The following is a 22,390-nucleotide window of genomic DNA, read 5'->3' as shown; positions in this document are numbered from 1 at the left end:
TCTGGTGCGAAGTTGCGTCTAGGTAAATAGTTCCTGGCCGTGCGCCTCGACGTAGGCGGCAAGGCCCAGCGTGTGGTCGCGTGCGCGTTTCTCGGCGAGTTCGGTGTCGCGTGCTTCCAGCGCCTCGATGATCGCCAGATGCTCGGGCAGGGAGGTCGCGGTGCGATCCTTCCGGCCGATGGTCAGTTGCCGGTAGCCGCGCACGTGCAGCAGGATATCGTTGGTCATGTCGACCAGCACCGGCGATTCCGAAAGCGAGATCAGCGCCTGATGGAACGCGATATTGGCCTTGGAGTATTCCTCGACATGATCCTGCGGCAGGCGATCCTTGCCAAAATCCTTGAAGAAATCGCGCAGCGCCGTGATGTCCTTCTTGCGCGCGGTGGTCGTGATCAGGCGCGCGGCCATGCTCTCAAGCGCGGCCCAGGCACGGATCATGTCCACGATCTCGGTCTTGGTGCGGCGGACCACCACGATGCCGCGACGCGGCACGGTTTTGACGAAGCCATCCTGTTCCAGCATCGCGATGGCTTCGCGAATAGGGGTGCGGCTGACGCCGAGGCGTTCGGACAACGCGCGTTCGTCGAGCATCACCTGCTCGGGCGTCGCGTAGATGTCCATCTTGAGAATAGCTTCCTTCAAGGCCTCATAGGCCTTGTTCTTGAAGCTCGTCTCGGGAGCAATCCGGACGATTGCAATATCTGCCTCAGCCATGACAGGCGGCGCCTTGGTTTGTTTTCGTTCGGGCACGACTCGTCTCCTCCCTGTTTTGGAGACGTCTTCTTAGCAGAAGAAATGCTCGAATATTTTTGGCATACCAAATACCAGTATGTCAAGATGCCTATGTTTTCGATGTTTCTGCGCGATACTTTGACTTGACAATCTGATCTCTGGCATACCAAATGCCATAAAATTAGCCCCAGGAGGAAGCCAATGTCAAATTCTGCAGATGCGGCCCGCAAAGTCGCCGAGCCCAGCGCCCACCAGGCCGTCCGCCAGGTGCTCGATGCAGTGAAAGCCGAGAAGCGCACCAGCCTCACCGCGCCGGAAGGCAAGGTGGTGTGCGACGCCTACGGCATCCCGGTTCCGAAGGAAGGCGTGGCGAAGTCTGCCGCCGAGGCGGCCAAGCTGGCCACGGGCATGGGCTTCCCGGTGGTGATGAAGATCGTCTCGCCGGACATCCTCCACAAGACCGAAGCCGGCGGCGTCGTGGTTGGCGTCAAGACCGCGGCCGATGCAGAAAAGACCTACGAGACCATTCTCGCCAACGCCAAGAAATATAAGGCCGACGCCAAGATCGAGGGCATCCAGGTTCAGCAGATGCTGGCCGGCGGCACCGAGGTCATTGTCGGCTCCATTACAGACGGCTCGTTCGGCAAGCTGGTGGCGTTCGGTCTCGGCGGCGTGCTGGTCGAGATTCTCAAGGACATCACCTTCCGCCTCGCGCCCGCGACCAAGGACGACGCCCTGTCGATGCTCGACGGCATCCAGGCCCATGACATGCTGAAGGGCGTGCGCGGCGGCGATCCGGTCTCTCGCGAGGCGCTGGCCGACATCATCGTCAAGGTGTCGCAGCTCGTCAGCGACTTCCCCGAAATCGTCGAACTCGATCTCAATCCGGTGTTCGCCACCAAGAAGGATGCGATCGCCGCCGACGTGCGCATCGTCGTCGATTTCGACTACAAGCCGCGCCCGGCGCCGCGCCCGACCGATGAAATCGTAGCGGCGATGAACCGCATCATGCAGCCGGTGGGCGTGGCCGTGATCGGCGCCTCCGCCGAGGACGGCAAGATCGGCAACTCCGTGATGAAGAATCTCATCAACGGCGGCTACAAGGGCGAGATCTATCCGATCCACCCGAAGGCCGCCGAGATCCTGGGCTACAAGGCCTACAAGAGCGTCAAGGACGTGCCCGGCGTGATCGACACGGCGGTGTTTGCGATCCCCGCGAAGTTCGTTGCCGGTGCGCTGGCTGAATGCGGCGAAAAGAAAATTCCAGGCGCCGTTCTGATTCCGTCGGGCTTTGCCGAAGCAGGCGCACCCGAATTGCAGGCTGAAATCGTCGAAGTCGGCAAGAAGTACAACATCCGCCTGATGGGGCCGAACATCTACGGCTTCTATTATACGCCTGCCAATCTCTGCGCCACGTTCTGCACCGCCTATGACGTCAAGGGTTCGGCGGCGCTGTCGTCGCAGTCCGGCGGCATCGGCATGGCGATCATCGGCTTCTCGCGCTCGGCCAAGATGGGCGTCTCCGCGATCGTCGGCCTCGGCAACAAGTCCGACATCGACGAGGACGATCTGCTCGCCTTCTTCGAGCAGGATCCGAACACCGCGATCATCGCGCAGCATTGCGAAGACTTGAAGGACGGCCGCGCCTTCGCGGAGGCCGCCAAGCGCGTCTCCAAGAAGAAGCCGGTGGTGGTGCTGAAGGCGGGCCGCACTTCCGCGGGCGCGAAGGCGGCCTCGTCGCACACCGGCGCGCTCGCCGGCAACGACAAGATCTATGAGGACGTATTCGCCCAGTCGGGCGTGATCCGCGCCCGGTCTTTAAGGCAATTGCTCGAATTCGCGCGCGGCGTGCCGGTGCTGCCGACGCCGAAGGGCGAGAACATCCTGATCATCACCGGTGCGGGCGGCTCCGGCGTGCTGCTTTCGGACTCGGTGGTCGACAACGGCCTGTCGCTGATGACGATGCCGCCGGATCTTGACGCCGCGTTCCGAAAATTCATCCCGCCGTTCGGCGCGGCCGGAAATCCGGTTGACATCACCGGCGGCGAGCCGCCGATCACCTACGTCAACACCGTGAAGCTCGGCCTGTCGGACGAGCGGATCCATTCGCTGATCCTCGGCTACTGGCACACCATCGTCACGCCGCCGATGGTGTTCGCCCGCAACATGGTCGAGGTGAAGAAGGAGATGGAGGCGAAGGGTTTTGTGAAGCCGATCGTCGCCTCGCTCGCCGGCGACGTCGAGGTCGAGGAGGCCGCCGAATATCTCTACCAGAACGGCATCCCGGCCTATGCCTATTCGACCGAACTGCCGGTCGAGGTGCTGGGCGCCAAGTACAAGTGGGCGCGCGGCGCGGGCCTGCTCTGAGCTGGACGATCGATGCCGCTTCGGTTCGCCGAAGCGGCATTTTCTTTTGACGCTCGACAAGAAGCGAAATTGCCAGGAATTCAGCGGCTCACGGTCTGATACCCGATAGAGGCAGGTCGCGATGAAGCGAAACGTGATCCGGCGCAAACCGGTCGAGCCGAAATCCGGCGCCGACAATGATTCCGATACCAGGGATGGCGGCGTCCAGTCGGTCGACCGCGCGCTCTCCATCATCGAAGTGCTGGCCGAAGACGACGAGGGATATCGGTTGACCGATCTCGCCGTTCGCACGGGGTTGTCGACCTCGACCGTGCACCGCCTGCTGGCGACGCTGGAGAAGCGCCGCTTCGTTCAGTTCGACCGTACCGAATCGAAATGGCATGTCGGCGCGCAAAGCTTTGCGGTCGGCGCGACCTTCACCCGCCGCCGCAATTTTACGGCGCAGGCGATGCCGTATTTGCGCAAGCTGCGCGACCTGACCCGCGAAACCGCCAATCTTGCCGTGGTCGACGACGAATCCATCATCGTGCTGACCCGCATGGAAAGCCGCGAGATCATGCGCTCGCTGACCAAGGTCGGCGGCCGCGTCGCCATGGTCGCTTCCGGGGTCGGCAAGGCCGTGCTCGCCACGTATTCCGATGCTGACGTCAACGCGATCATTTGCCGCCAGGGCATGCCGCGCCTGACGGAGAAGTCGATCGTGCGGCCGGGCGAGCTGTTCCGGGAGCTCGAGGTGATCCGACGCCAGGGCTATGCGGTCGACGATGAGGAGGCGCGCATGGGGCTGCGCTGTGTTGCCGCCGTCGTCTACAGCGACTGCAGCGAGCCGCTGGCGGCGATTTCTGTCTCCGGCATGACCACGCGCGTTACCGAAGAGCGCGTGCCCGAACTCGGAAAAATCGTGCGCGACGTTGCGGCCGAGCTGACGGTCGCGCTCGGTGGCGTGATGCCGGGGGCGAAACCGCTCACGTGAAGAGCGTCGGTCTCAGACCGAGCGCTGTCAGCGCCTGCCGACTCGATTGACGGGGCCGCCACGATTCATCGGTGTTCCACGCCGGACTCCAACACCTACGGCGCCGACGCCAGGGGTCACCACGGCTCGCGCGACCGGCCGCGGCCGCAGCACCACGCCGGGCCTTACAATGCACCCGGCAGGATACGAAACGTATTGGCAGTAAACGACGGCACTGGCCTGTTCGGTACTTGCGGCCACGAACCCAGCTACCAGCAGCGCCGACAACGTGATCGAAAGCTTCATTTGGCGTCCTTCGAGATATCTCGTCGTCCGTTTCATGGATGGCCTCCATTTTTGCGGCCTGCATCCGCACATCCCGACAGTGCACAACTTCGCACCTTTGCCGAAGCTACAGTCTATGTGCGCGGAGGACTATGAGAAACTAACCTGGAGAAATCGCCGCGGCGAATAAGCGGCAGCTTGGCTGCCCTAACTGATTTGGCATTGCGGGCTTCCAAGCGGTTTGGAGAAAGCCTACCATCGCGTTAGGTCAAAATTTGTTGAGGACATCACTGACTCCGACAGCCTTGGCCGAATAATGCCCGACCGGATGTCCCTGACGAGATAACTCATCGAGATCATGGGGGCGCCGATGCTGTTTCGTTTGTTCTCCGGGGCGGCGCTGGCTGGCGTTTGCGCCGCGACCGTGTTTGTAACGAGTGTCGCTGCGGAAGATCAAACCACGGATATCGGCACGCTCGACAAAGAGACAGCCGATAAGGCGTTCCCCACCAAGCCACCTTACTCGCCATATGCGGGGCGCAATTTCCCGACACGGCCCTACTTCGGCGACACGCACACGCACACCTCCTACTCGATGGACGCGGGCGCGTTCGGCGCTCGGCTCGGCCCAAAGGACGCTTATCGCTTTGCCAGGGGCGAGGAAGTTATCGCTTCGAGCGGACAACGCGCGAAACTATCGCGACCGCTCGATTTCATGGTGGTAACGGACCATTCGGACGGCATGGGCTTTTTCCCGCAACTGATCGGGGGCGATCCCGGACTGCTGGCAACCCCGCAGGGCCGGAAGTGGTACGACGAGATCAATTCCGGCAAGGGTGCCCAGGCAGCTATCGATATCATTACCAGCTTCGGCAAGGGGCAAATGCCCAAGGGCTTCCCCACCCCGGGAACGCCGGCCTATCGCAGCGCGTGGCGCGAAACGATAAAGGCGGCGGAAGAAGCCAATGAACCGGGCCGTTTCACTGCTTTTATCGGCTATGAGTGGACCTCGAACGCTGGCGGCAACAACCTTCATCGCAATATCATTTGGCGCGACAACGGAGCAAAGGCGAGTCTCGTCGAACCTTTCACCACACTGCCGCCGCTCGGCAGTCCAAATCCTCGCGATCTCTGGAAATGGATGGCGATGGTCGAGGAGAAAACCGGCGCTGAAATTCTTGCGCTGGCGCACAACGGCAATCTGAGTAACGGCCGGATGTTTCCGATCATCGAGTCGTTCAACGGGAAACGCATTGACCGCGAATACGCGGAGAACCGAACTCGCTGGGAGCCGCTCTACGAAGCCACGCAAATGAAAGGCGATGGTGAGACCCATCCATTTCTTTCACCCAACGATGAATTTGCAAACTACGAACGGTGGGACAAGGGTAACCTCGATCTGACAGAGGTAAAAAAGCCGGAGATGCTCGAATTCGAGTATGTCCGTTCAGCACTCAAGAACGGCCTCAAGATGGAAGCCGAGCTTGGCTTAAATCCCTACAAGTTCGGCCTGGTCGGCAGTACCGATACGCATACCGGGCTCGCGGCGGTCGAGGAGGACAATTTCTTCGGCAAGACATCTTCGTCCGAACCAAGTGCCGATCGCGCGATGCATCCGTTCGTCAAGACCGACAAGGCCGTCATCATGGGCTGGGAGACGACGGCGTCCGGCTATGCTGCGGTATGGGCCGCCGAAAATAACCGCGAAGCGATTTTCGACGCCATGAAGCGGCGCGAGACCTATGCCACCACCGGTCCGCGCATGGCCGTTCGCTTCTTCGGTGGCTGGGATTTCGAGGCCGCTGACGCCAACAACCGCATGCCGGCGCGGGTTGGCTACACCAAAGGCGTGCCGATGGGCGGAGACTTGAGCAACGCGTCAAACGGAAAGTCGCCTTCATTCCTTGTCGCCGCCTTGAAGGATCCGATTGGCGCCAATCTGGACCGCATCCAGGTCATCAAGGGCTGGGTCGGAAAGAACGGCCAGACGCAGGAGCGAGTTTACGACGTCGCGGTATCCGGAGGCCGCAAAATCGATGCCGACGGCCGCAGCAGGACATCCGTCGGCAGCACGGTCGATGTCGCCAACGCGACATGGACCAACACGATCGGCGCGGGCGAAATGATCACGGTTTGGAAGGATCCCGACTTCGATCCGGCGCAGCGCGCCTTCTACTATGTGCGCGTGATCGAAATTCCGACGCCGCGCTGGACGGCCTATGACGCAAAATATTTCGGTGTCAAAATGCCGGCGGAAGTGAGGATGACGACTACCGAACGCGCTTATACCTCGCCGATATGGTACACGCCTTGATTTCTCGGCTGCTGAGAGAGCCATTACCCCAGTTTCTCGCGCTTGGTGCGATGCTGTTCGCGCTCCACGGCCTCGTCGGCAAGCCAGGGACAGACACGCCCGAGAAAATCGTTGTTTCCGCCTCGCGGATCGCCAACCTCGGCGACGGATTCGCGCGGACGTGGCGACGGCCGCCGAGCGAGCAGGAACTGCAGGACCTGATTGAGGACTACATCCGCGACGAGGTTTTCTACCGCGAGGGCAGGGCGGCCGGACTGGACCGTGACGACGCCGTCATTCGACGCCGCGTGCGGCAGAAGATGGAATTTCTCGCCGAGGACATGTCCGTACCGGAGCCGAATGATGAGCAGCTTGCGGCCTATCTCGCAGCCAATCCGGAGCGCTTCAGAGCCGAGGACCATCTCACATTCCGTCACGTCTTCCTGAGTGCTACTCGGCGCCAAAATACCATCGACAGCGATAGCAAACAGGTTGCGAGCATCCTGGCTAGCGCCGACGCGACTGTAGATGCGACGGCACTCGGCGATCCCTTCCTGCTTGGCGAGGAATTTCGTGGCGTCTCGGCCACAAAGGTAATGAACCAGTTTGGTGAAAGGTTTGCCAAACGGATACTCGCTATGGAAGAGGGCCGCTGGCAGGGACCGGTTGCTTCGGGCTTTGGGCAGCATTTCGTTTTTATCAGCGAACGAGTGTCGGGAGGCCTGCCACCGCTCGATGATATCAGGCCAGCCGTCCGCCGAGAGTGGGCGAACGGCCGCCGCCTTGAGGCGGAACAGAAGCTTTATGCCTCGCTGCGGGAGCGCTACGAAATCGTTGTGGAGGCGCCTGCGGCCAAGGCGGCGTCGGCGGAAATCAGCCGATGAATCGTTTCCGCTCATTCTTTGCTGTTGTCGCAGTGCTGCTGGCGCAACCCGCGTTATCGGATGAACTTCGGCCGGGCTATCTTCAGGTGCGCCAGACCAGCCCCGACGCCTATAATCTGCTTTTCAAGATTCCCGCGCGGGGGGAGGACTTGCGGCTCGCGATCTACGTCAAACTGCCCGAGGGCACTCAAGATGTAGCGCCGCCTCGTGCGTCGTTCAGCGAGGGGGCCTATGTCGAACGCCGCAGCATTCGGCGGGATGGAGGGCTCGCCGGGCAGGCGGTATCGATTGAGGGCCTGTCGGCCACATTGACTGATGTACTGGTTCGGATCGAAAGCCTTGCCGGCGCAGTACAGACCGAGCGGCTGTCTCCGACGAAGACGACGTTCATTGTTCAGGCCACGCCGGGCGCGGGCGAGGTCGCTGCAACTTATCTTCGTCTTGGCGTCGAGCACATCCTTTTCGGCTTCGATCACCTGCTCTTTGTGCTGGCGCTGGTGATCCTCGTTCGAGGCTGGGCCCGCGTCGCCCTTACAGTGACGGCATTCACTATCGCGCACAGCATTACGCTTGCCGCGGCGACGCTCGGTTTCGTGAATGTGCCGGGCCCACCTCTCGAAGCAGCCATCGCGCTTAGCATTATGCTTGTTTCGGTCGAGATTCTGAACGCGCGGCGTGGAAAGCCAAGTCTGACGGCGCGTATGCCATGGCTGGTCGCCTTTAGCTTTGGGCTTTTACACGGTTTCGGCTTCGCCGGAGCGCTGGCGGAGGTGGGATTACCTCAACATGCGATCCCCGTTGCGCTGCTGTTTTTCAATATTGGGGTGGAGGTCGGGCAGCTTATCTTTGTCGCCGCAGTGTTGTCGGCAATATCGTTACTACGCTACGCTGCGTCCCAACTATTGCAGCCTGCGCCCTTGCAGCGAGCACTCGACCGGCTCAATGTGACGGTCGCCTACGCCATAGGCGTGGTGGCGGCCTATTGGCTGGTTGAGCGAACGACCGCCCTCTTCGCATAACAAATCGCCTTGCGGGCACCGCCTGCTTGCCGTCCTGGCTTCTCCACGGCTCGGGAGCGAAGCGGCTATTCGGCGACGCTGGAGACGGTACGCGGCCAGTGACCGATCAACGCTTGCCCGCGCGCCAGCCCATTTCCCAGAAGTCGGCTTCGAGCCGGGTGGCTTCCTTGAAGATCGCGACCAGCTCTGCCTCGCGCGCCGGCGTGGCGTAGCGATCGGCAAGGGCTTCCAGGTGCTCCCGCGCTTGCGCGGCGACCTCTTGATAGGGGCCTCCGGAATACTCGGCGATCCAGACGCGATACGGGTTCGCTGCAGCGAGCGCATCGGGTCGCGTGGCGAGCCGCGTCGCGATCTCTGCGTAGCCGATCACGCAAGGTGCAAGTGCCACCTTGAGCGCCAGCAGATCGCCGCGCATTCCGGCGTCCAGCACGTAGCGCGTATAGGCCAGCATCTCGACCGCCGGGGGTGCTTGTTCAAGATCGGTGGCCGACAGGCCCCAGCCGGCGCAGAGCTTCACATGCAGGTTCATCTCGACGTCGAGAATGGCCGAGAGGCCGCCAGCCGCCTCGCGCATGTCGGCGAGCGTGGGCGACTTGTAGACGGAGAGGGCGTAGGCGCGGGCAAACTCGATAAGGAACAGGTAGTCCTGAACGAGGTAGTGACGAAACGCCGCTTCTGCGAGCGAACCGTCTGCCAACCCTTCCGTGAAGGGGTGCTCGGTGTAGACCCGCCATTCGGCTGCTGCTGCTGTCTTCAGTCGCTCGAAGAAACTCATGAGCTCTTTCGCAAGGATGGCTTTCTCAGGGAGTGTTTTTGGCACGCCACCCAGTCAGGTTGAAGCGCTTTCTGCAGGGCTCTCAGAAATGGGCCTCTTGCGTCGCCTAGAGCGGGATGACTTTTCTTCGAATCGTCATCCCACTCTGTCTCTTTGATTTGAGCATGATCTTTTCGGAAAACCGGTACCCACTTTTCCGGATCATGCTCTAGTTGACGGGCCCGCCGCGACCTAAATGTTCAATGGCTGGCTCGGCTCTCGTCACCCCGGTGCTCCGGTTGACCATGATTGTCACGAGCCAAAGAACGATACCCACCCCGAGCAGGACGCCGGCGACGTGGTACTGAACAATGGCTCGGCCGGTCCAGGGACCCGTGAGGAAGGCACAGAACACGGCGCCCAGGATCGGCAGAATGGTCGGCGTGCGGAAATGCTGGTGATCCACAGGATCGCGCCGAAGCACCAGGACCGCAATATTCACCACCGTGAAAACGCATAACAAGAGAAGCGCGGTGGTGCCTCCGAGTGCCGGCACCTCACCGACAAACGTGATAAGGGCAAATGCCAGCAAGGTAGTGAAGCCGATGGCGACATAAGGCGTCCGCCGCGTCTTGTGTACTTTGCCGAGGGCTGGCGGGAGAACATGCTCGCGGCTCATGCCGTACACAAGGCGGCTGGCCATGAGCATATTGATGAGTGCGCTATTGGCCACGGCAAACATGGTGATGAAGCCGAAGATCCAAAGTGGAAAATTGGGCGCGCCTTGCTGGACCACCTGCAGAAGCGGGGTCTCGCCTTCGCCCAATTGCTCCGGCGCCACCAGCGTGATCGCCGAGATCGAGACAAGAACATAGATGAGACCGGTAATCACAAGGCCGGTAAGCAATACCTTTGGAAAGTGACGGGTTGGATCCTTGCATTCCTCGGCCATGTTGACCGAATCCTCGAAGCCTACCATGGCAAAGAACGCGAGCGTGGTTGCGGCAATCACCGGCCAGAACATGCCGCCGTCCGCGCTCGGACGAAACTGAATGACTCGCGAGACATCGCCCTGGCCCAACCCGATCGCCCAGAGGCCGATCACGATAATAATCAGCAGTCCTGTCAGCTCGACGCAGGTGAGGACGACGTTAGCCTTCACACTTTCGCCGACGCCGCGGAAATTGACCGCAGCAACGACTGCCATGAAAGCGAGACCGGTGGCGGTGATGGCAAAGCCCGACAGATTGAGGCCCATCGCATTCGACATGTTCGCGGCGAAAGCCCGGGAAGCCGTCGATGCCGAGGTGATGCCTGAGCACATCACCGCAAACGCAACGATGAACGTGATGAGATGGATGCCAAAAGCTTTATGCGTATAAAGAGCAGCGCCCGCAGCTTTCGGATATTTCGTGACCAGCTCGAGATAGCTGAACGCGGTCACAAGTGCGACCACAAAAGCGATCACGAAAGGCAGCCATACGACGCCTCCCACTTGCTTCGCAACCTGGCCAGTGAGCGCATAGATCCCGGTGCCGAGAATGTCGCCGACGATGAACAGCAAGAGCAACCACGGGCCCATGACCCTGTGAAGACTTGGTTCGGCGCCGCTTGCTTGAGTACCGGCGTTGACAGGGACATCGGTCATCGCACGTCCTTATTCGCTTTCGGTAACGCGTGCAGTGTATCGACAATCAGAGGTTTACTGCAATAGCCATCTATCCGTCTCGGGATGGACCAGCCGTCTCACCGACGATCGCCGCACCGGGCCGCGCCGTGCGCGATGTGGCGACCGAACTGGCGGCCGCGCCTGGCGACGTGATGCCTGCGGGAAATCTTCCTGAGTGGAGCCGGGAACATCGAAGTCCGTTCTGACTTCGACAACGTTCAAGTTCGATGCAGCCGAATGTCGCGCCGCGCTGCGCTGCAGTAACGCTCCGCTACCCGCGGATCGCCGCATTGGCCTTCTCGGCGGCGTTGGTCATCGCGATCTTCGCCGGTCGCGCGCCGGAGACCACTTCATTTACGCCGATCATGAACGCGTCCAGGATGGGTCTGGAGAGCGGATGGAAAAGGATCGCCTTGGCGCGGTCAACATCGGCGTTCTGCAGGTTGGTCAGCGCCGCCTCCGCGGCCTGGGCGCCGAACGCCTTCTTGAAGCCCTCGCTCGACCAGGCCGATACGCGCGTCGTCGCCAGACCCGCTGCGGCGGTCCGCAGCGAGGTCGGCTTGCTTGTCGCCCACAGCAGAAACAGGAAAGCCGCCCGCTTGTTTCGTGACCTGGAATTGATGCACGCCTGCCAGTGCGACATGAAGGGCACGGACGTGCGACCGGGGACATGTGGAAAGGCGGCAAACACGGCCTGGCCGGCAACGTGGCTTTTTGCCGGATTGGAGATGTCGGTAGCGAAGTTGCTGCTGTCGATCGCTATCGCCGTCTTGCGCTGAAGGAAGTCGTCCAGCACATGGTACCATTCGTAGCCGCTCACACCGCGAGATCCGGCTTGACTGAGCAGTCGACCGAACATCTCGATGGCCGCGATGGCCTCCGGGCTCGCGAAAGCAGCCTTGTTGTCCTTGACCATGTCCCCGCCATAGGAGAACACGAAGCTCATGGCCGGCACGGACGAATTGCCGCCGGCCTGGGCCCGCATGGCGATCCCGGACATCTCATTGGTCTTGACCGCGTTGGCGGTAACAAGCAGCTCATCGAAAGTCTGGGGAACCGGCAGGTTCTTGGCCGCCAGCGCATCGCCGTTGATGAACAAGGTCACCGCCTCGGACGTGATCGGGCACGCGTAGCGTTCGCCGTCCCGCCACAACGGGAAGGCTCGGGCGGTCTTGAGCAGGTCGCCCTCGTCATACCAGCCGAGATCGGTCAGCGACTTGTTGGAATAATGGGCGTTCAGCGGCTCGAGCCATCCGTTCGAGATGCCCTGGCCATAGGTCGTGTACATGAAGACGTCGGGTGTGCTGTCGCCACGGTTGAGCTGGATCGGCAGCGCGCCCAGGTAGGTAGTCTCCAATCGGAAGTCGGTAACGACGCTGATACCGGTGAGCTTGGTGAAATCCCACAAAAGCGGAGTGATCGCGTTCGACCAAGGATGGATCGCGCCCGCGAGCGTGATCGTCTGCCCCGCAAACTGCTTCCAATCCATCGCAGCCTTGGCATAGAGCGCGGTGACATCCTCTGCGATACCCCACCGCGGCAGCATGGCGAGGGCCGGCAAGGCCACCCCCGCCGCGCCCAATCCCTTGACGAAGCTGCGCCGGCTGGCCGACCCTGGACTGCTCGGCGAATTTTCACTCTGCCACTTTTCATCTGGAGCCATGTGGTTGCTCCCTGCCGGAGGATCGGCCTTGGCCTTCGCAACGCGCGGGCGGGCGGGCCTTACCCGTGACGTTTTTGTCCCTTGCGTGTAATCTGCGCGGTAGAGTGTGCCGGTTCCCGTCTTACCCACGCGGACCGTGGCTATATTTTCATTATACTAGCAATGCTCTGCGTCGGCATCAGAAAACAATCGCTCACGCGAGCATCGAAGACTTGGGAAGACAAGACCTGGGCCCATGTCAGTCATTCTGAGCCAGTCCTCTCGGTGGTTTGCGCGTCCGCTGGCGCTGGTGGTCGCAGTGCTTCTAACTGTGGTTGCCGGGACCGGGTTTCTCGGCCTCCGATATTGGCAGGAGCGACACGCGGCAAATCTTGCGCACGAGCGCAGCCGCCAGGTGCTCGAGACGCTGGATCGGCTGAAAACGATCATCGCCGACGTGGAGGCCCAAAGGCGCGGCTATCTGCTGACGCTCGACCCCTCATATCTCAAGGCCTACGGCGTCTCCGACGAAAGCGTGCGGCGGGACGCCCAGGCGCTCCAGGCTCTGGTCGTGGGCGATCCATTGCAGAACCATCGCGCCGGACATCTGGCGCTGACCGTCGCAGCGAAGCTGCGCGAGATCGATGACATCGTCAAAACTGCCCGAGCCGGCTCCGGGCCGGCGGCGCTGGCGATGATCCGCAGCCTGGACGAGATAAGATCGCAGATCGACCAGATGGTGGACCACGAGCGCTTCCTGCTGGTGGATCAGGAGAGGCGCGCCGAGGCACTCGAACAACGCAAAGCGTGGCTGATCGCGACGGCAGTCGTCATTGTCGCAGTCCTGGCAGGAGCGGCGTTGGCGCTTGCACGGCTCGAAGCGCTCCGGCGGCGCAAGGCGATCGCGGAGAACGTCGCGCTCCACAGCGATCTCGTGGCGCGCGACAAGAAGATCAGGCGCCTGGTCGACGCCAACATCGTCGGCATCATCATCTGGGATCTCGAAGGTCGCATTTTTGAGGCCAACGATGCGTTTCTCCATATGCTGGGTTACGACCGAGAGGATCTTGCCTCGGGGCGGGTGAACCGGACGGACCTGACGCCGGCGGACTGGCGCGACCGTGACGCACGCACCGTGGACGAGCTGAGGCGGATGGGGACTGTCCAGCCATTCGAGAAAGAGTACTTCCGGAAAGACGGCAGCCGCGTGCCCGTGCTAATGGGTGGGGCGATGTTCGAACAAAACCCAAATCAAGGTGTTAGCTTTGTTCTCGATTTGACCGAGCGCAAGCGGGCGGAAGAGGCGCTACGGCAGAGCGAGGAGCGCTTTCGCACGCTGGTGCACTTCTCCTTCGATGTGTACTGGGAGACCGATGCGCAACATCGCTTTACTCACCAGGAGTTCGCGGAGAGCCTTGCCGACGCGCCTGAGTCGGACTCCGAGATCGGTAAAACACGTTGGGAAGTGCCTTACCTGGAGCCTGATGAAGAGGCTTGGCACAAGCACCGGGAGACGCTCGATGCCCACCTGCCGTTCCGTGATTTTGAGCTCGCACGGCCTGCTCCCGACGGCAGCAAGCGTTATGTGTCCGTCTCCGGGCTGCCGGTGTTTGACGAGACGGGGCGCTTCGTCGGCTACCGCGGCGTCGGGCGGCACATCACCGAGCGTAGGCGGGCCGAGGAAGCCTTGCGCGCCATGCAGGCGGAACTCGCGCACGCCAATCGCGTCACCACGATGGGGGAGCTGTCGGCCTCGATCGCCCATGAGGTCAACCAGCCGATTGCCGCGACGGTTACCAACGCGCAGGCCGCCCTGCGCTGGCTCCGCGCCGAACCGCCCGATCTCGACGAGGTTCGCGCCTCCCTCAACCGTATCGTCGAGGACGGCAACCGCGCCGGTAACGTCATCGGCGGCATCCGGGCCCTCATCAACAAGGTGCCGCCGCGGAAGGATCGGTTCGACCTCAACGAAGCCATCCTCGAAATGATCGCGCTGACCCGAAGCGAAGTGCTCAAGCATGGCATCCTGCTGCGGACCGAGCTCGCGCCCGGATTGCCTGGGGTGGATGGCGATCGCACTCAACTCCAGCAGGTGACGCTGAACCTGATCCTCAATGCCATTGAAGCCATGGGCGGCATCGACGCGGGGGCGCGCGAGCTGCGGATCATCACCGAGCGGGAGGCCGCGGGCGGCGTGCTTGTCACGGTTCGCGATTCCGGCCCGGGCCTGGACCCGACGGATATGGAGCGCGTGTTCAAGGCGTTCTACACGACCAAGCCCAAGGGCATGGGCATGGGTCTCGCGATCTGCCGGTCTATGGTCGAGGCTCACGGCGGACGGATGTGGGCGAGCGCGAATGAACCCGGGGGCGCCGTCTTTCAGTTTACCCTGCCGCTGGAACGGGACGAGAGCATTCCAGCCCGGCACGTCCGGCCCAATCCAGCCGCATGACGAATGAACGCCTGCCTATGCATGGTCAGACCGTGCGGGAAGTAGCGGCGGAACTGACGGCCGCGCTCGGCGGCGTGAAGCCGGCCTGAACCGGATTTGCGCTCGGTCGTTGCCCCCCTTAAAGAATATAAGTCTACTTGAGGGGCCGGCCGGGGCTATCGCTGTCTGCCGGGGGTCGTTTACTGTTTGGGAAAGTCATGCCGTCTGAAACCCGCTCGCCCCGTCTCGCTGTTCTGATTGACGCTGACAATGCCTCCGCAAAGATCGCAGATGGATTGTTCGAGGAGATTGCAAAGATCGGCGAGGCGAGCGTTCGCCGCATCTATGGCGACTTCTCCAATGCGCGATCCAAGGGCTGGGCCGACATTCTTTCGAAGCACGCCATCATACCCCAGCAGCAGTTCGCCTATACGACTGGAAAGAATGCGTCAGACATCACCCTGGTCATCGACGCGATGGACCTGCTTCATAGCGGCCGGTTCGACGGATTCTGCCTGGTGTCGTCAGACAGCGATTTTACGCGTCTTGCCGCCCGCATCCGGGAGCACGGCGTCGATGTGTTCGGATTCGGCGAACAGAAGACGCCGGAAAGCTTCCGGCAGGCCTGCCGAAAGTTCGTCTACACCGAGAACCTGCTGACCGGTACGGCGAACATTCAGGATGCCGTCTTGGGGGCAAAGCCGCTCCAGCCCCCTGACGCAGCGACCTCGATCATCAAGAAGGTCATCACCCAGATGGAAAGCGAAGACGGGTGGGTAAGCCTTGGCGAGGTCGGACGACGGCTTGCCAACCTGGCTTCCGATTTCGATCAGAGGACCTACGGCTTCCGCAACCTGAGTGACCTCGTGCGGAAGACGAACGCTTTCGAGATCGATCAGCCCAAGGGCGGGTCCATACGAATTCGGTTGAAATCCGCTGCCGGATCACCTCCGAAGGCGCGAACCGCTCGAAAACCTGCGGGGTGAGTAACCGAAGGCTGCGAGAAGGGCGCAAACACGAGCAGCCCATGAATAGCGGCATGGCACAGGCCCGCTTTTGGCACAGAACGACCGGTTGGCGGGAAGCCCCGATCCGCTAGAGTGATTGCCAACGGATGAGCGGACGCAGTTGTGTCCTCCACCGCAAGAAAATGCGAGGGGAGAAGCATGGGTCGCAAAATCGCGATTGTCGGAGCGGGCGCCGTCGGCGGGTATGCCGGTGCCCACATGGTGCAGGCGGGTGAGGACGTTACGTTCATCGATCCCTGGCCCGAGCACGTCGAGCATATGCGCAAGCACGGGCTGCGCGTCACCCACGCCATGGACGTTGCGGAATTCTCGGTGCCCGTGCGGGCGCTCCACGTCGCAGATGCGCAGCAGCTCGCCAAGGAGAAGCCGGTTGAAATCGCCTTCGTCTGCATGAAGTCCTACGACACGGCCTGGGCGACCATGCTGATCCAGCAATATCTGGCGGCGGACGGCTATGTCGTGTCGCTGCAGAACTGCATGAACGAGGAGACGATTGCCGGCATTGTCGGCTGGGGCAAGACGCTGGGCTGCATTGCCAGCAGCATCACGGTGAACCTGCCTGAGCCCGGTCATATCCACCGCGGCGCCGGCAAGGGCGGGGCGGCGCACACGGTGTTCCGCGCCGGCGAAGTGCATGGCCGCATCACGCCGCGGGCGGAGGAAGTCTGCCGTTTGGTCGGCTACTCCGACAGCGCCAAGGTGACGGACAATCTCTGGGGTGAGCGCTGGTCGAAACTGGTCGCCAACGTCATGGGCAACGGGCTCTCCGCCTGCACCGGCCTGCCGGGCGCGGAAATCCTGCAAAGCGAGCCGCTTCGCCGTTTCTCCACGCGGCTCGGCAGCGAAGCGATCCGCGTCGGACAGGCGCAGGGCTATCAACTGGAAGAGATTTTGCATTTGCCGCCCGACACGATCGCGCGCGCCGGCGAAGGCGACGAGGCGGCGATGCGCGCCTGCGACGAGCAGCGTTTCAAGGACGGCAAGCGGACTTCCTCTCAGCAGCGTCCCTCGATGGGGCAGGACATGCAGAAGGGCCGCCGCACGGAGATCGAATTCCTCAACGGGCTTGTGGTGCGCGAGGGTGAGAAGATCGGCATTCCCTGCGCCGCAAATGCCGCGCTGACTGATATCGTCAAGCGCGTGGAGCGTGGTGAACTGAGCCCGGACCCGCGGCACATCACGGAACTGCGGCTGAACTGAGCGGCTTTACGTCAATGCGCGCATGGGAAATCACCATGGGAATAAAAAGCCATACTGCTGCGCCCACGGCAGCGCTTGCTCTCGGACTCTTTTTCACACCGCCAGCTTCCATCGCCACCGATGCGATCATCACTACGGTCGCGTCGCTCGCAGCAGTCGCCATCGGCAATCTCGGCTTCATGTCGCCTGCAATGGGTGAGCCGGCGGCACTCACGACAAAACAGTCGGATGCGCTCAATACATACAACAATTCACGAAGCCAGTTTGAGGCGATCCTGGGCCAGCGGCGCGCGCAGATCAATTCGAACCAGCGGTTACCGAACTTGCCGGGACAGGCACTCTACCTTGCCCGCAACAACATGATGAGCGCATACAAGGACCTCACCGACGCGCTTCCGGCCAAGATCGGCGGGCCCAATAAATACGGAATCCCTCCGGCATACTTTAGCGCCGACAACGAGCCACTGCTCGATGAGTACAGGAAACTCTTCGACCTCATGCAAGCGCCGCCCGTCAACGCGCAAAACTCAGATACGCCATTCAAGGACGTTGTCGATCTGGGCACTGCCATTGCGCGAGCCAGGGGCCTTGATTCGGTCAATGCCGAAGCGGCAGGCCGTATCAGCCTGGGGCTGTTCTTCGCCGAGACAAATGGCAATCAGAACATCGGGAATGCGCGCTCGAATAAGTACAAGGGCAGTTTGCAAGCAGGCGTATCCGAAGATCAAAGCGGGCGAAGGAAATGGGCGGCGATAAAGAAGTCGATAGCAGCCTTTGATCCTGCGCTGAACATTCGCGACGACAAGGAGGAGGCGCGGGCCGGCAATCTGGATCACCGGTACAACCACTGGACCGCCGTACGAGATGCCCTCATGAACGCACACGCGGATATTTTTCCGCAAGTACCGGCGATCGTGAAAACGCTGCCAGATCCGATCGATCAGATGAAGCTGTTTGAACTGATCCAGATTATTCCGAGTCCGACGAAGTCCGCACTCAAGTCAGGCAACCTGCTCAACTATAGAATTTCCGACCCGACGATCATGGGATACCTGCGAAACAACAGCGTTTTCACCTTTGGACAGGCTGACAGGGCCAAAACATCTGCAACCTTCCGCGAAATTCTCGATGCGATGTGGCTCTTCAATGACAAGTTTGAACGAGCGCTTTCCAAATACGACGAGATCAAGAAGCAGTCAAAAGGTTGAAGCCGGCAGGCCGGGAGCGAATGCGAGGCGGGGCAGCCACCGCCATCAGAGCGGACCGAGGATGCCCCATCGAGGCTCACAAAACTCCTTCACCGCCGCTGTGACACTGCTGCTGATGATGTCCCGGCGTTCAGGCGAACCCATCATGAGTTCTTCGTCCCGGTTGATGATCGAGCCCGCCTCCAGCAGGGCGGCAGCCATCCGGGTCTTTCTCAGCACAATGAGCTCATCGTAGCGATAGACGCCGGTTTCCTTGTTCAGCAGCGGACGCTGGTAGCGGCCCATGATGGCCTGGGTATATTGCCTGGCATAATCGAGGCCCTGGGCCTTCATCTCCTTGCCGATCAGTTCGGCGAAGGCCAAGCTCGTCTTGAAGTCCGGATTGCTGCGGGAGACGAAAACGGAATATCCGCTGAAGCGGTCGCTGAAACGGCTTTTCTTTCCCTCGAACTCCCAGTCCTCGAGGAATTTGTTGGGCACGGAGTCATGGTGGATCGACAGGAAGAGATCCGCGGCCAGATTGTTGGCGGTGGCGACGCGTTTGACGAGGCTGCGCCTGGCCTTGCCTTCGGTCAGGAGCAATCTGGTCTCGGAAAAACCTTCGGCCTTCAACTTCTCCTCAATCTGCTTCGCAAGGCGCAGATTGAAGACAAACTCGGAAACGTTGCGGGCGCTGATCGCGCCTTCCGATTCGGCGGTATGTCCCACATCCAGAACGATTCGGAACTTTGCGGGATCGCAACGGGTCGCGACCGGTTTCAAAGCGGCAGGGGGCAAGCCGACCGGCCCCAGGGCGGCAAGCTTTACGTTGCGGGGCTTTGGCGAGACGGCACGCCTCGCCAAAGCGGCAGGCTTGCGTGAGGTGACGTGCTTTGGCGATTTGGCTTGTTTTGTCGACTTGGCTTGCTTTGATTTGAAGAGATCCGACAGCCAGCCGGCATCGCTGGCCTCGATGGGCAGAAGCACGATTGCGGCGATCGCGGCGATGATGGTGCGGCGGCGGGGCCAAAATCCCGAAGCGACACTGCCGAGAACACAAATGAACCCGCGGCGCTTCATGCTCGCCCCTCCCCGAGAGGGCATTATAGCATTTCAGATCGCGATACCGGAAGAGGGCAGCAACACGGACTGCGGGTGCTCCGGGCACCCGGAGTTCCCCTGCGCCCTCTGTCTTTCATGGCGCAAGGATTCAAGCCGTCATTGCGAGCAACGGGTCGCGCGAATGCGCTCCCAATGACAGGGAACCATTGTCAAATGCGGATGTGCAGAGCCGTGATGACGAAAACATACAGGACGAAGGTTGCGATCGAAGCGAGGGCCAGGGCGACCCCGCCGCCAAACGACAGGCGTTCGAGTTCGATGGTGTGACTGCCACTGAGATAGCGCTGAAGCGCAAACAGCAGAAACGGAATCCCGATCAGAAACGATTGCCAGTATATGGCGAGGCCGAGGCCGGCGAGCAACCCGATCCAGGCCACGATCAGCGCGGACCTCCGGCTCACCGAGCCAATGAGGGCGTTGAGAATGAGCCCCCATCGAGGGGAAAGATCGGCAACAGATTGGCGGCGTTAATGACGGCAAACATCTCGACCGCCTGCCTTAATTGAATTTGGCCGGTGGCCCGGTAAATGGCGAAGAGGGCGAGCGTCGGAATGAGGCTGAGACCCGGTCCCATTAGCGCGATGAAGCCGAGCCGGCCTTCGGTTCGATAGGCTTTCTTGGGGACGGCAGCACCGCCGAAGAAGGGGATGAGGTAGACGCCACGTACGCCGACGCCCGTCATGAGCATCGCCGCGACGTGTCCGGCCTCGTGCACGACGATGACGACCGCAAGGAGCAGCCCCAACTTCCAGCCGAACAGGTAGCAAAAGCTCAAGAGGGCCACGGCCGACAGAAGCAATCCGTGGTTACCCAGGGCTGCGAGGCGGCTGGAGGTACCGGCATCCTTTTCGCATTGCTGCTTGATCAGGTTTCCCATCCGGCGCGGCGCCGTCGGATAGATGATGCGGTCGCGAAAGGAGCGCACGGTCAATTCGTTGAACATCGTAAGCGCCGTCCCCTCTGGCGTCGCTTCGACGATAAGTCCCGTTTCGATATCCCGCCCGCCCTCTGGCGGCTTGGATAATGGGTGCGCCACCAGCCGCGCGCGCATGATCCCCTTGGTCTCATCGCGCTCGAGCTCGTACGAGACGACCTGCGACAGCGGTTGGCCACTGACGGTGATACGTGTCAGCCAAAGGTCAGGGCTGTCAGGTAAAGGTTCGGATGACATCTCCACCGTCGGCGGCCCATCCAGCACGAAGTGATCGGCGGTACTGAGCCGCCACACGGCCTCGCGCGATGCGTTGATCAAGACCGTGAACTCGGAGCGCAGCCGATTGCGCGCTCTCAGTGCATCGACCAGACCCTGCAACGCATAGAAGGCGAGGCGCAACAATTCGATTGGCAGTGTCAGCAGTCCGAGCATGGGAGACTTTCTGGTGGGGCATCAGGTGTATGCAGCCGGCGCAAGGGTCATGACGCACGGCCAACGCCTGCGGCGAGGTGAGGTTGTCATGGACGAAAGCCGTCACTTGACGCCGTAAATTGCCAGTTCGTCCGCGACACTTGGTTTGAGGGCCAGCGCCGCGGAGATGTCGGCCTCGCTGCCGGCGATATCCCCCTTTTGCCGTTTAGCTATTGCGCGTCCGTACAGCGAGACCGCCTTTTTCGCATCGATCCGCAGTGCGGCGTCATAGTCGTCGACGGACTTATCGAGCGCGCTTTTTTTGAGGTAGGCAATGCCGCGAGTGTGGAGGATGTTGGCGTCGTCTGGCCGTATCCGCAGCGCTTCGTCGCAATCGGCTAGTGCGGCGTCGAACGTGCCGACGATCGCTCGGAACAAGCAGCGATTGCTCAAGGTATAGACGTTACGGGGCTCAAGCTTCAACGCCTGGCCGAGGTCTTCCATCGCACGATTATAGTCTTGCTTACCTCCATAGGCGCCAGCCCGACGCAAGAATGTCCTCGCATTTCCGGGATCCGGGTCCAGTTTGATCGCGTGGTCATAGTCGGCGTCGGCGCGACCACGGTCGCCCTTCAGCTTGAAGAGCAGCGCTCTCGTGAGATAGCCGGTTGGGCACTCGGGATCGAGCTTGATCGACTGGTCAAGATCTTCGATGGCCCGGTCGTATTCGCGCTTGTTCGCGTAGGTAGTACCGCGCGTCAGGTAGGCGCGAGCGTTACCGGGGAACAGCCTGATGGCTTCGCCGAAATCCTCGATCGCATGCTCATAGTCGGCCATTCTGACATAGGCCTCTGCGCGAGCGAGAAAGGCGAGCGAAGAGCTGGAGTCGAGGGCTATCGCACGATCATAGTCTTCGATGGCCTTGTCGAACTGCCGGTTTCCGGCATAGGCCGAACCTCGGTTCAAGCGGAAGTGAGGGTTGTCCGGATCGAGTTCGATAGCCTGGTTCAACCGTTCGATCGCCTTTTCAAAGCCGCCGGCGAACATCACTGGAGCCGCGCTTGCGGCAAGGCGGCCTGCCTCTCTGTTCTTGGGCGGCCCATCCGGAGTCTTGCCCGCGGCCGAGGGTGGGCTATTGCTGCGGCAGGCCGAGACGATCCGCTGTCGCTGCTGATCCTCCGCCCGAGCCGGATCAGCCATTCCACCAATGATGACCAAGCATGCCGACAGGGTGAAGGCCAGTTGCCTGAACGAGGCCGTTTGAAGGGGAAGCCGGTGATGCCAACGCCATAACTTATTGTCCGCGTACGAGCGGAGCACTCCACGACTTCCCAACCAAAGCATTTCGCAATTTCTTCCGCCGAACCCTGATACAACGTTAGCATGTATTGTTGCCAAGCAAACCAGTCTTCTCTAATGCACGCATTTCCATCTCGTGATGGAAGTAACCAGTTGAATTATTGTCACTTTCGCCACTCCC

General features: G+C 61.2%; 18 protein-coding genes and 1 pseudogene. 10 read left to right on the top strand and 9 right to left on the bottom strand.

Annotated elements, in window-relative coordinates:
• Positions 1 to 18 precede the first annotated feature (18 nt).
• A complete protein-coding gene (locus IVB05_RS26585) occupies positions 19 to 750 on the bottom strand; it encodes a GntR family transcriptional regulator (protein WP_247778933.1) in 732 nt (243 codons plus the stop codon).
• A 183-nt stretch (positions 751 to 933) separates the two neighbouring features.
• Between IVB05_RS26585 and IVB05_RS26580 the strand changes: the two genes are divergently transcribed.
• Entirely contained in the window at positions 934 to 3,099 is a 2,166-nt protein-coding gene (locus IVB05_RS26580) for an acetate--CoA ligase family protein (RefSeq protein WP_247778932.1), read from the top strand.
• Positions 3,100 to 3,220: 121 nt separating this feature from the next.
• On the top strand, positions 3,221 to 4,072 hold the full coding sequence (locus tag IVB05_RS26575; protein ID WP_247778931.1) for an IclR family transcriptional regulator C-terminal domain-containing protein: 852 nt from the start codon (positions 3,221 to 3,223) through the stop codon (positions 4,070 to 4,072).
• 27 nt (positions 4,073 to 4,099) lie between these two features.
• On the opposite strand, the gene IVB05_RS26570 is transcribed toward IVB05_RS26575, so the two are convergent.
• Complete coding sequence (locus tag IVB05_RS26570; RefSeq protein WP_247786953.1) at positions 4,100 to 4,357, bottom strand: hypothetical protein; 258 nt, start codon at positions 4,355 to 4,357, stop codon at positions 4,100 to 4,102.
• A 349-nt stretch (positions 4,358 to 4,706) separates the two neighbouring features.
• On the opposite strand from IVB05_RS26570, the gene IVB05_RS26565 reads away from it, so the two are divergent.
• The 3 genes from IVB05_RS26565 to IVB05_RS26555 are packed head-to-tail and all read left to right on the top strand — an operon-like array spanning position 4,707 to position 8,532.
• Positions 4,707 to 6,650, top strand: a complete 1,944-nt coding sequence (locus IVB05_RS26565; protein ID WP_247778930.1) for a DUF3604 domain-containing protein — start codon at positions 4,707 to 4,709, stop codon at positions 6,648 to 6,650.
• Positions 6,647 to 7,513 carry a peptidylprolyl isomerase gene (locus IVB05_RS26560; protein ID WP_247778929.1) on the top strand — a complete coding sequence of 289 codons (867 nt, stop codon included), beginning with the start codon at positions 6,647 to 6,649 and terminating at the stop codon, positions 7,511 to 7,513. Before IVB05_RS26565 ends, IVB05_RS26560 begins: the two co-directional genes overlap by 4 nt.
• Positions 7,510 to 8,532 carry a HupE/UreJ family protein gene (locus IVB05_RS26555; RefSeq protein WP_247778928.1) on the top strand — a complete coding sequence of 341 codons (1,023 nt, stop codon included), beginning with the start codon at positions 7,510 to 7,512 and terminating at the stop codon, positions 8,530 to 8,532. The genes IVB05_RS26560 and IVB05_RS26555 overlap by 4 nt, the downstream gene beginning before the upstream one ends.
• A 106-nt stretch (positions 8,533 to 8,638) precedes the next feature.
• Here the strand turns inward: IVB05_RS26555 and tenA are convergent, their stop codons facing one another.
• The 3 genes from tenA to IVB05_RS26540 all read right to left on the bottom strand — a co-directional run bounded on the left by tenA (position 8,639) and on the right by IVB05_RS26540 (position 12,618).
• Complete coding sequence (tenA, locus tag IVB05_RS26550) at positions 8,639 to 9,307, bottom strand: thiaminase II (protein WP_247778927.1); 669 nt, start codon at positions 9,305 to 9,307, stop codon at positions 8,639 to 8,641.
• A gap of 208 nt (positions 9,308 to 9,515) precedes the next feature.
• The gene (locus IVB05_RS26545; RefSeq protein ID WP_247778926.1) at positions 9,516 to 10,934 is read right to left on the bottom strand and encodes an APC family permease; all 1,419 of its coding nucleotides are present in this window, start codon (positions 10,932 to 10,934) and stop codon (positions 9,516 to 9,518) included.
• 292 nt (positions 10,935 to 11,226) lie between these two features.
• The gene (locus IVB05_RS26540; protein WP_247778925.1) at positions 11,227 to 12,618 is read right to left on the bottom strand and encodes an extracellular solute-binding protein; all 1,392 of its coding nucleotides are present in this window, start codon (positions 12,616 to 12,618) and stop codon (positions 11,227 to 11,229) included.
• Positions 12,619 to 12,853: 235 nt separating this feature from the next.
• Here IVB05_RS26540 and IVB05_RS26535 point away from each other — a divergent pair, with 235 nt between their 5' ends.
• The 5 genes and pseudogenes from IVB05_RS26535 to IVB05_RS26515 all read left to right on the top strand — a co-directional run bounded on the left by IVB05_RS26535 (position 12,854) and on the right by IVB05_RS26515 (position 18,464).
• Positions 12,854 to 15,049, top strand: coding sequence for a PAS domain S-box protein (locus IVB05_RS26535; protein ID WP_247778924.1), 2,196 nt, complete (start codon positions 12,854 to 12,856; stop codon positions 15,047 to 15,049).
• A pseudogene (locus tag IVB05_RS26530) lies at positions 15,037 to 15,138 on the top strand (IclR family transcriptional regulator); the annotation flags it as partial. The gene IVB05_RS26535 and the pseudogene IVB05_RS26530, both read left to right, overlap by 13 nt.
• Before the next feature lie 108 nt (positions 15,139 to 15,246).
• Positions 15,247 to 16,014: an NYN domain-containing protein gene (locus tag IVB05_RS26525; protein WP_247778923.1), complete on the top strand. Its 768-nt coding sequence runs from the start codon at positions 15,247 to 15,249 to the stop codon at positions 16,012 to 16,014.
• Positions 16,015 to 16,194: 180 nt separating this feature from the next.
• The gene (locus IVB05_RS26520) at positions 16,195 to 17,256 is read left to right on the top strand and encodes a 2-dehydropantoate 2-reductase (RefSeq protein ID WP_247778922.1); all 1,062 of its coding nucleotides are present in this window, start codon (positions 16,195 to 16,197) and stop codon (positions 17,254 to 17,256) included.
• Positions 17,257 to 17,291: 35 nt separating this feature from the next.
• The gene (locus IVB05_RS26515; protein ID WP_247778921.1) at positions 17,292 to 18,464 is read left to right on the top strand and encodes a hypothetical protein; all 1,173 of its coding nucleotides are present in this window, start codon (positions 17,292 to 17,294) and stop codon (positions 18,462 to 18,464) included.
• 45 nt (positions 18,465 to 18,509) lie between these two features.
• On the opposite strand, the gene IVB05_RS26510 is transcribed toward IVB05_RS26515, so the two are convergent.
• From IVB05_RS26510 to IVB05_RS26495, 4 genes are all read right to left on the bottom strand, one after another.
• Positions 18,510 to 19,523, bottom strand: coding sequence for an N-acetylmuramoyl-L-alanine amidase (locus IVB05_RS26510; protein ID WP_247778920.1), 1,014 nt, complete (start codon positions 19,521 to 19,523; stop codon positions 18,510 to 18,512).
• A gap of 191 nt (positions 19,524 to 19,714) precedes the next feature.
• A complete protein-coding gene (locus tag IVB05_RS26505) occupies positions 19,715 to 19,966 on the bottom strand; it encodes a hypothetical protein (RefSeq protein ID WP_247778919.1) in 252 nt (83 codons plus the stop codon).
• Positions 19,963 to 20,931, bottom strand: coding sequence for a hypothetical protein (locus IVB05_RS26500; protein WP_247778918.1), 969 nt, complete (start codon positions 20,929 to 20,931; stop codon positions 19,963 to 19,965). The genes IVB05_RS26505 and IVB05_RS26500 overlap by 4 nt, the downstream gene beginning before the upstream one ends.
• Positions 20,932 to 21,033: 102 nt before the next feature.
• Positions 21,034 to 22,110: a tetratricopeptide repeat protein gene (locus IVB05_RS26495; RefSeq protein ID WP_247778917.1), complete on the bottom strand. Its 1,077-nt coding sequence runs from the start codon at positions 22,108 to 22,110 to the stop codon at positions 21,034 to 21,036.
• Between the last annotated feature and the right edge of the window lie 280 nt (positions 22,111 to 22,390).

This window comes from Bradyrhizobium sp. 170 (genome assembly GCF_023101085.1).
Lineage (GTDB): Bacteria > Pseudomonadota > Alphaproteobacteria > Rhizobiales > Xanthobacteraceae > Bradyrhizobium.
The sequence above is the reverse complement of the archived record's forward strand: the minus strand, read 5'-3'. Positions and strand labels throughout refer to the sequence as shown.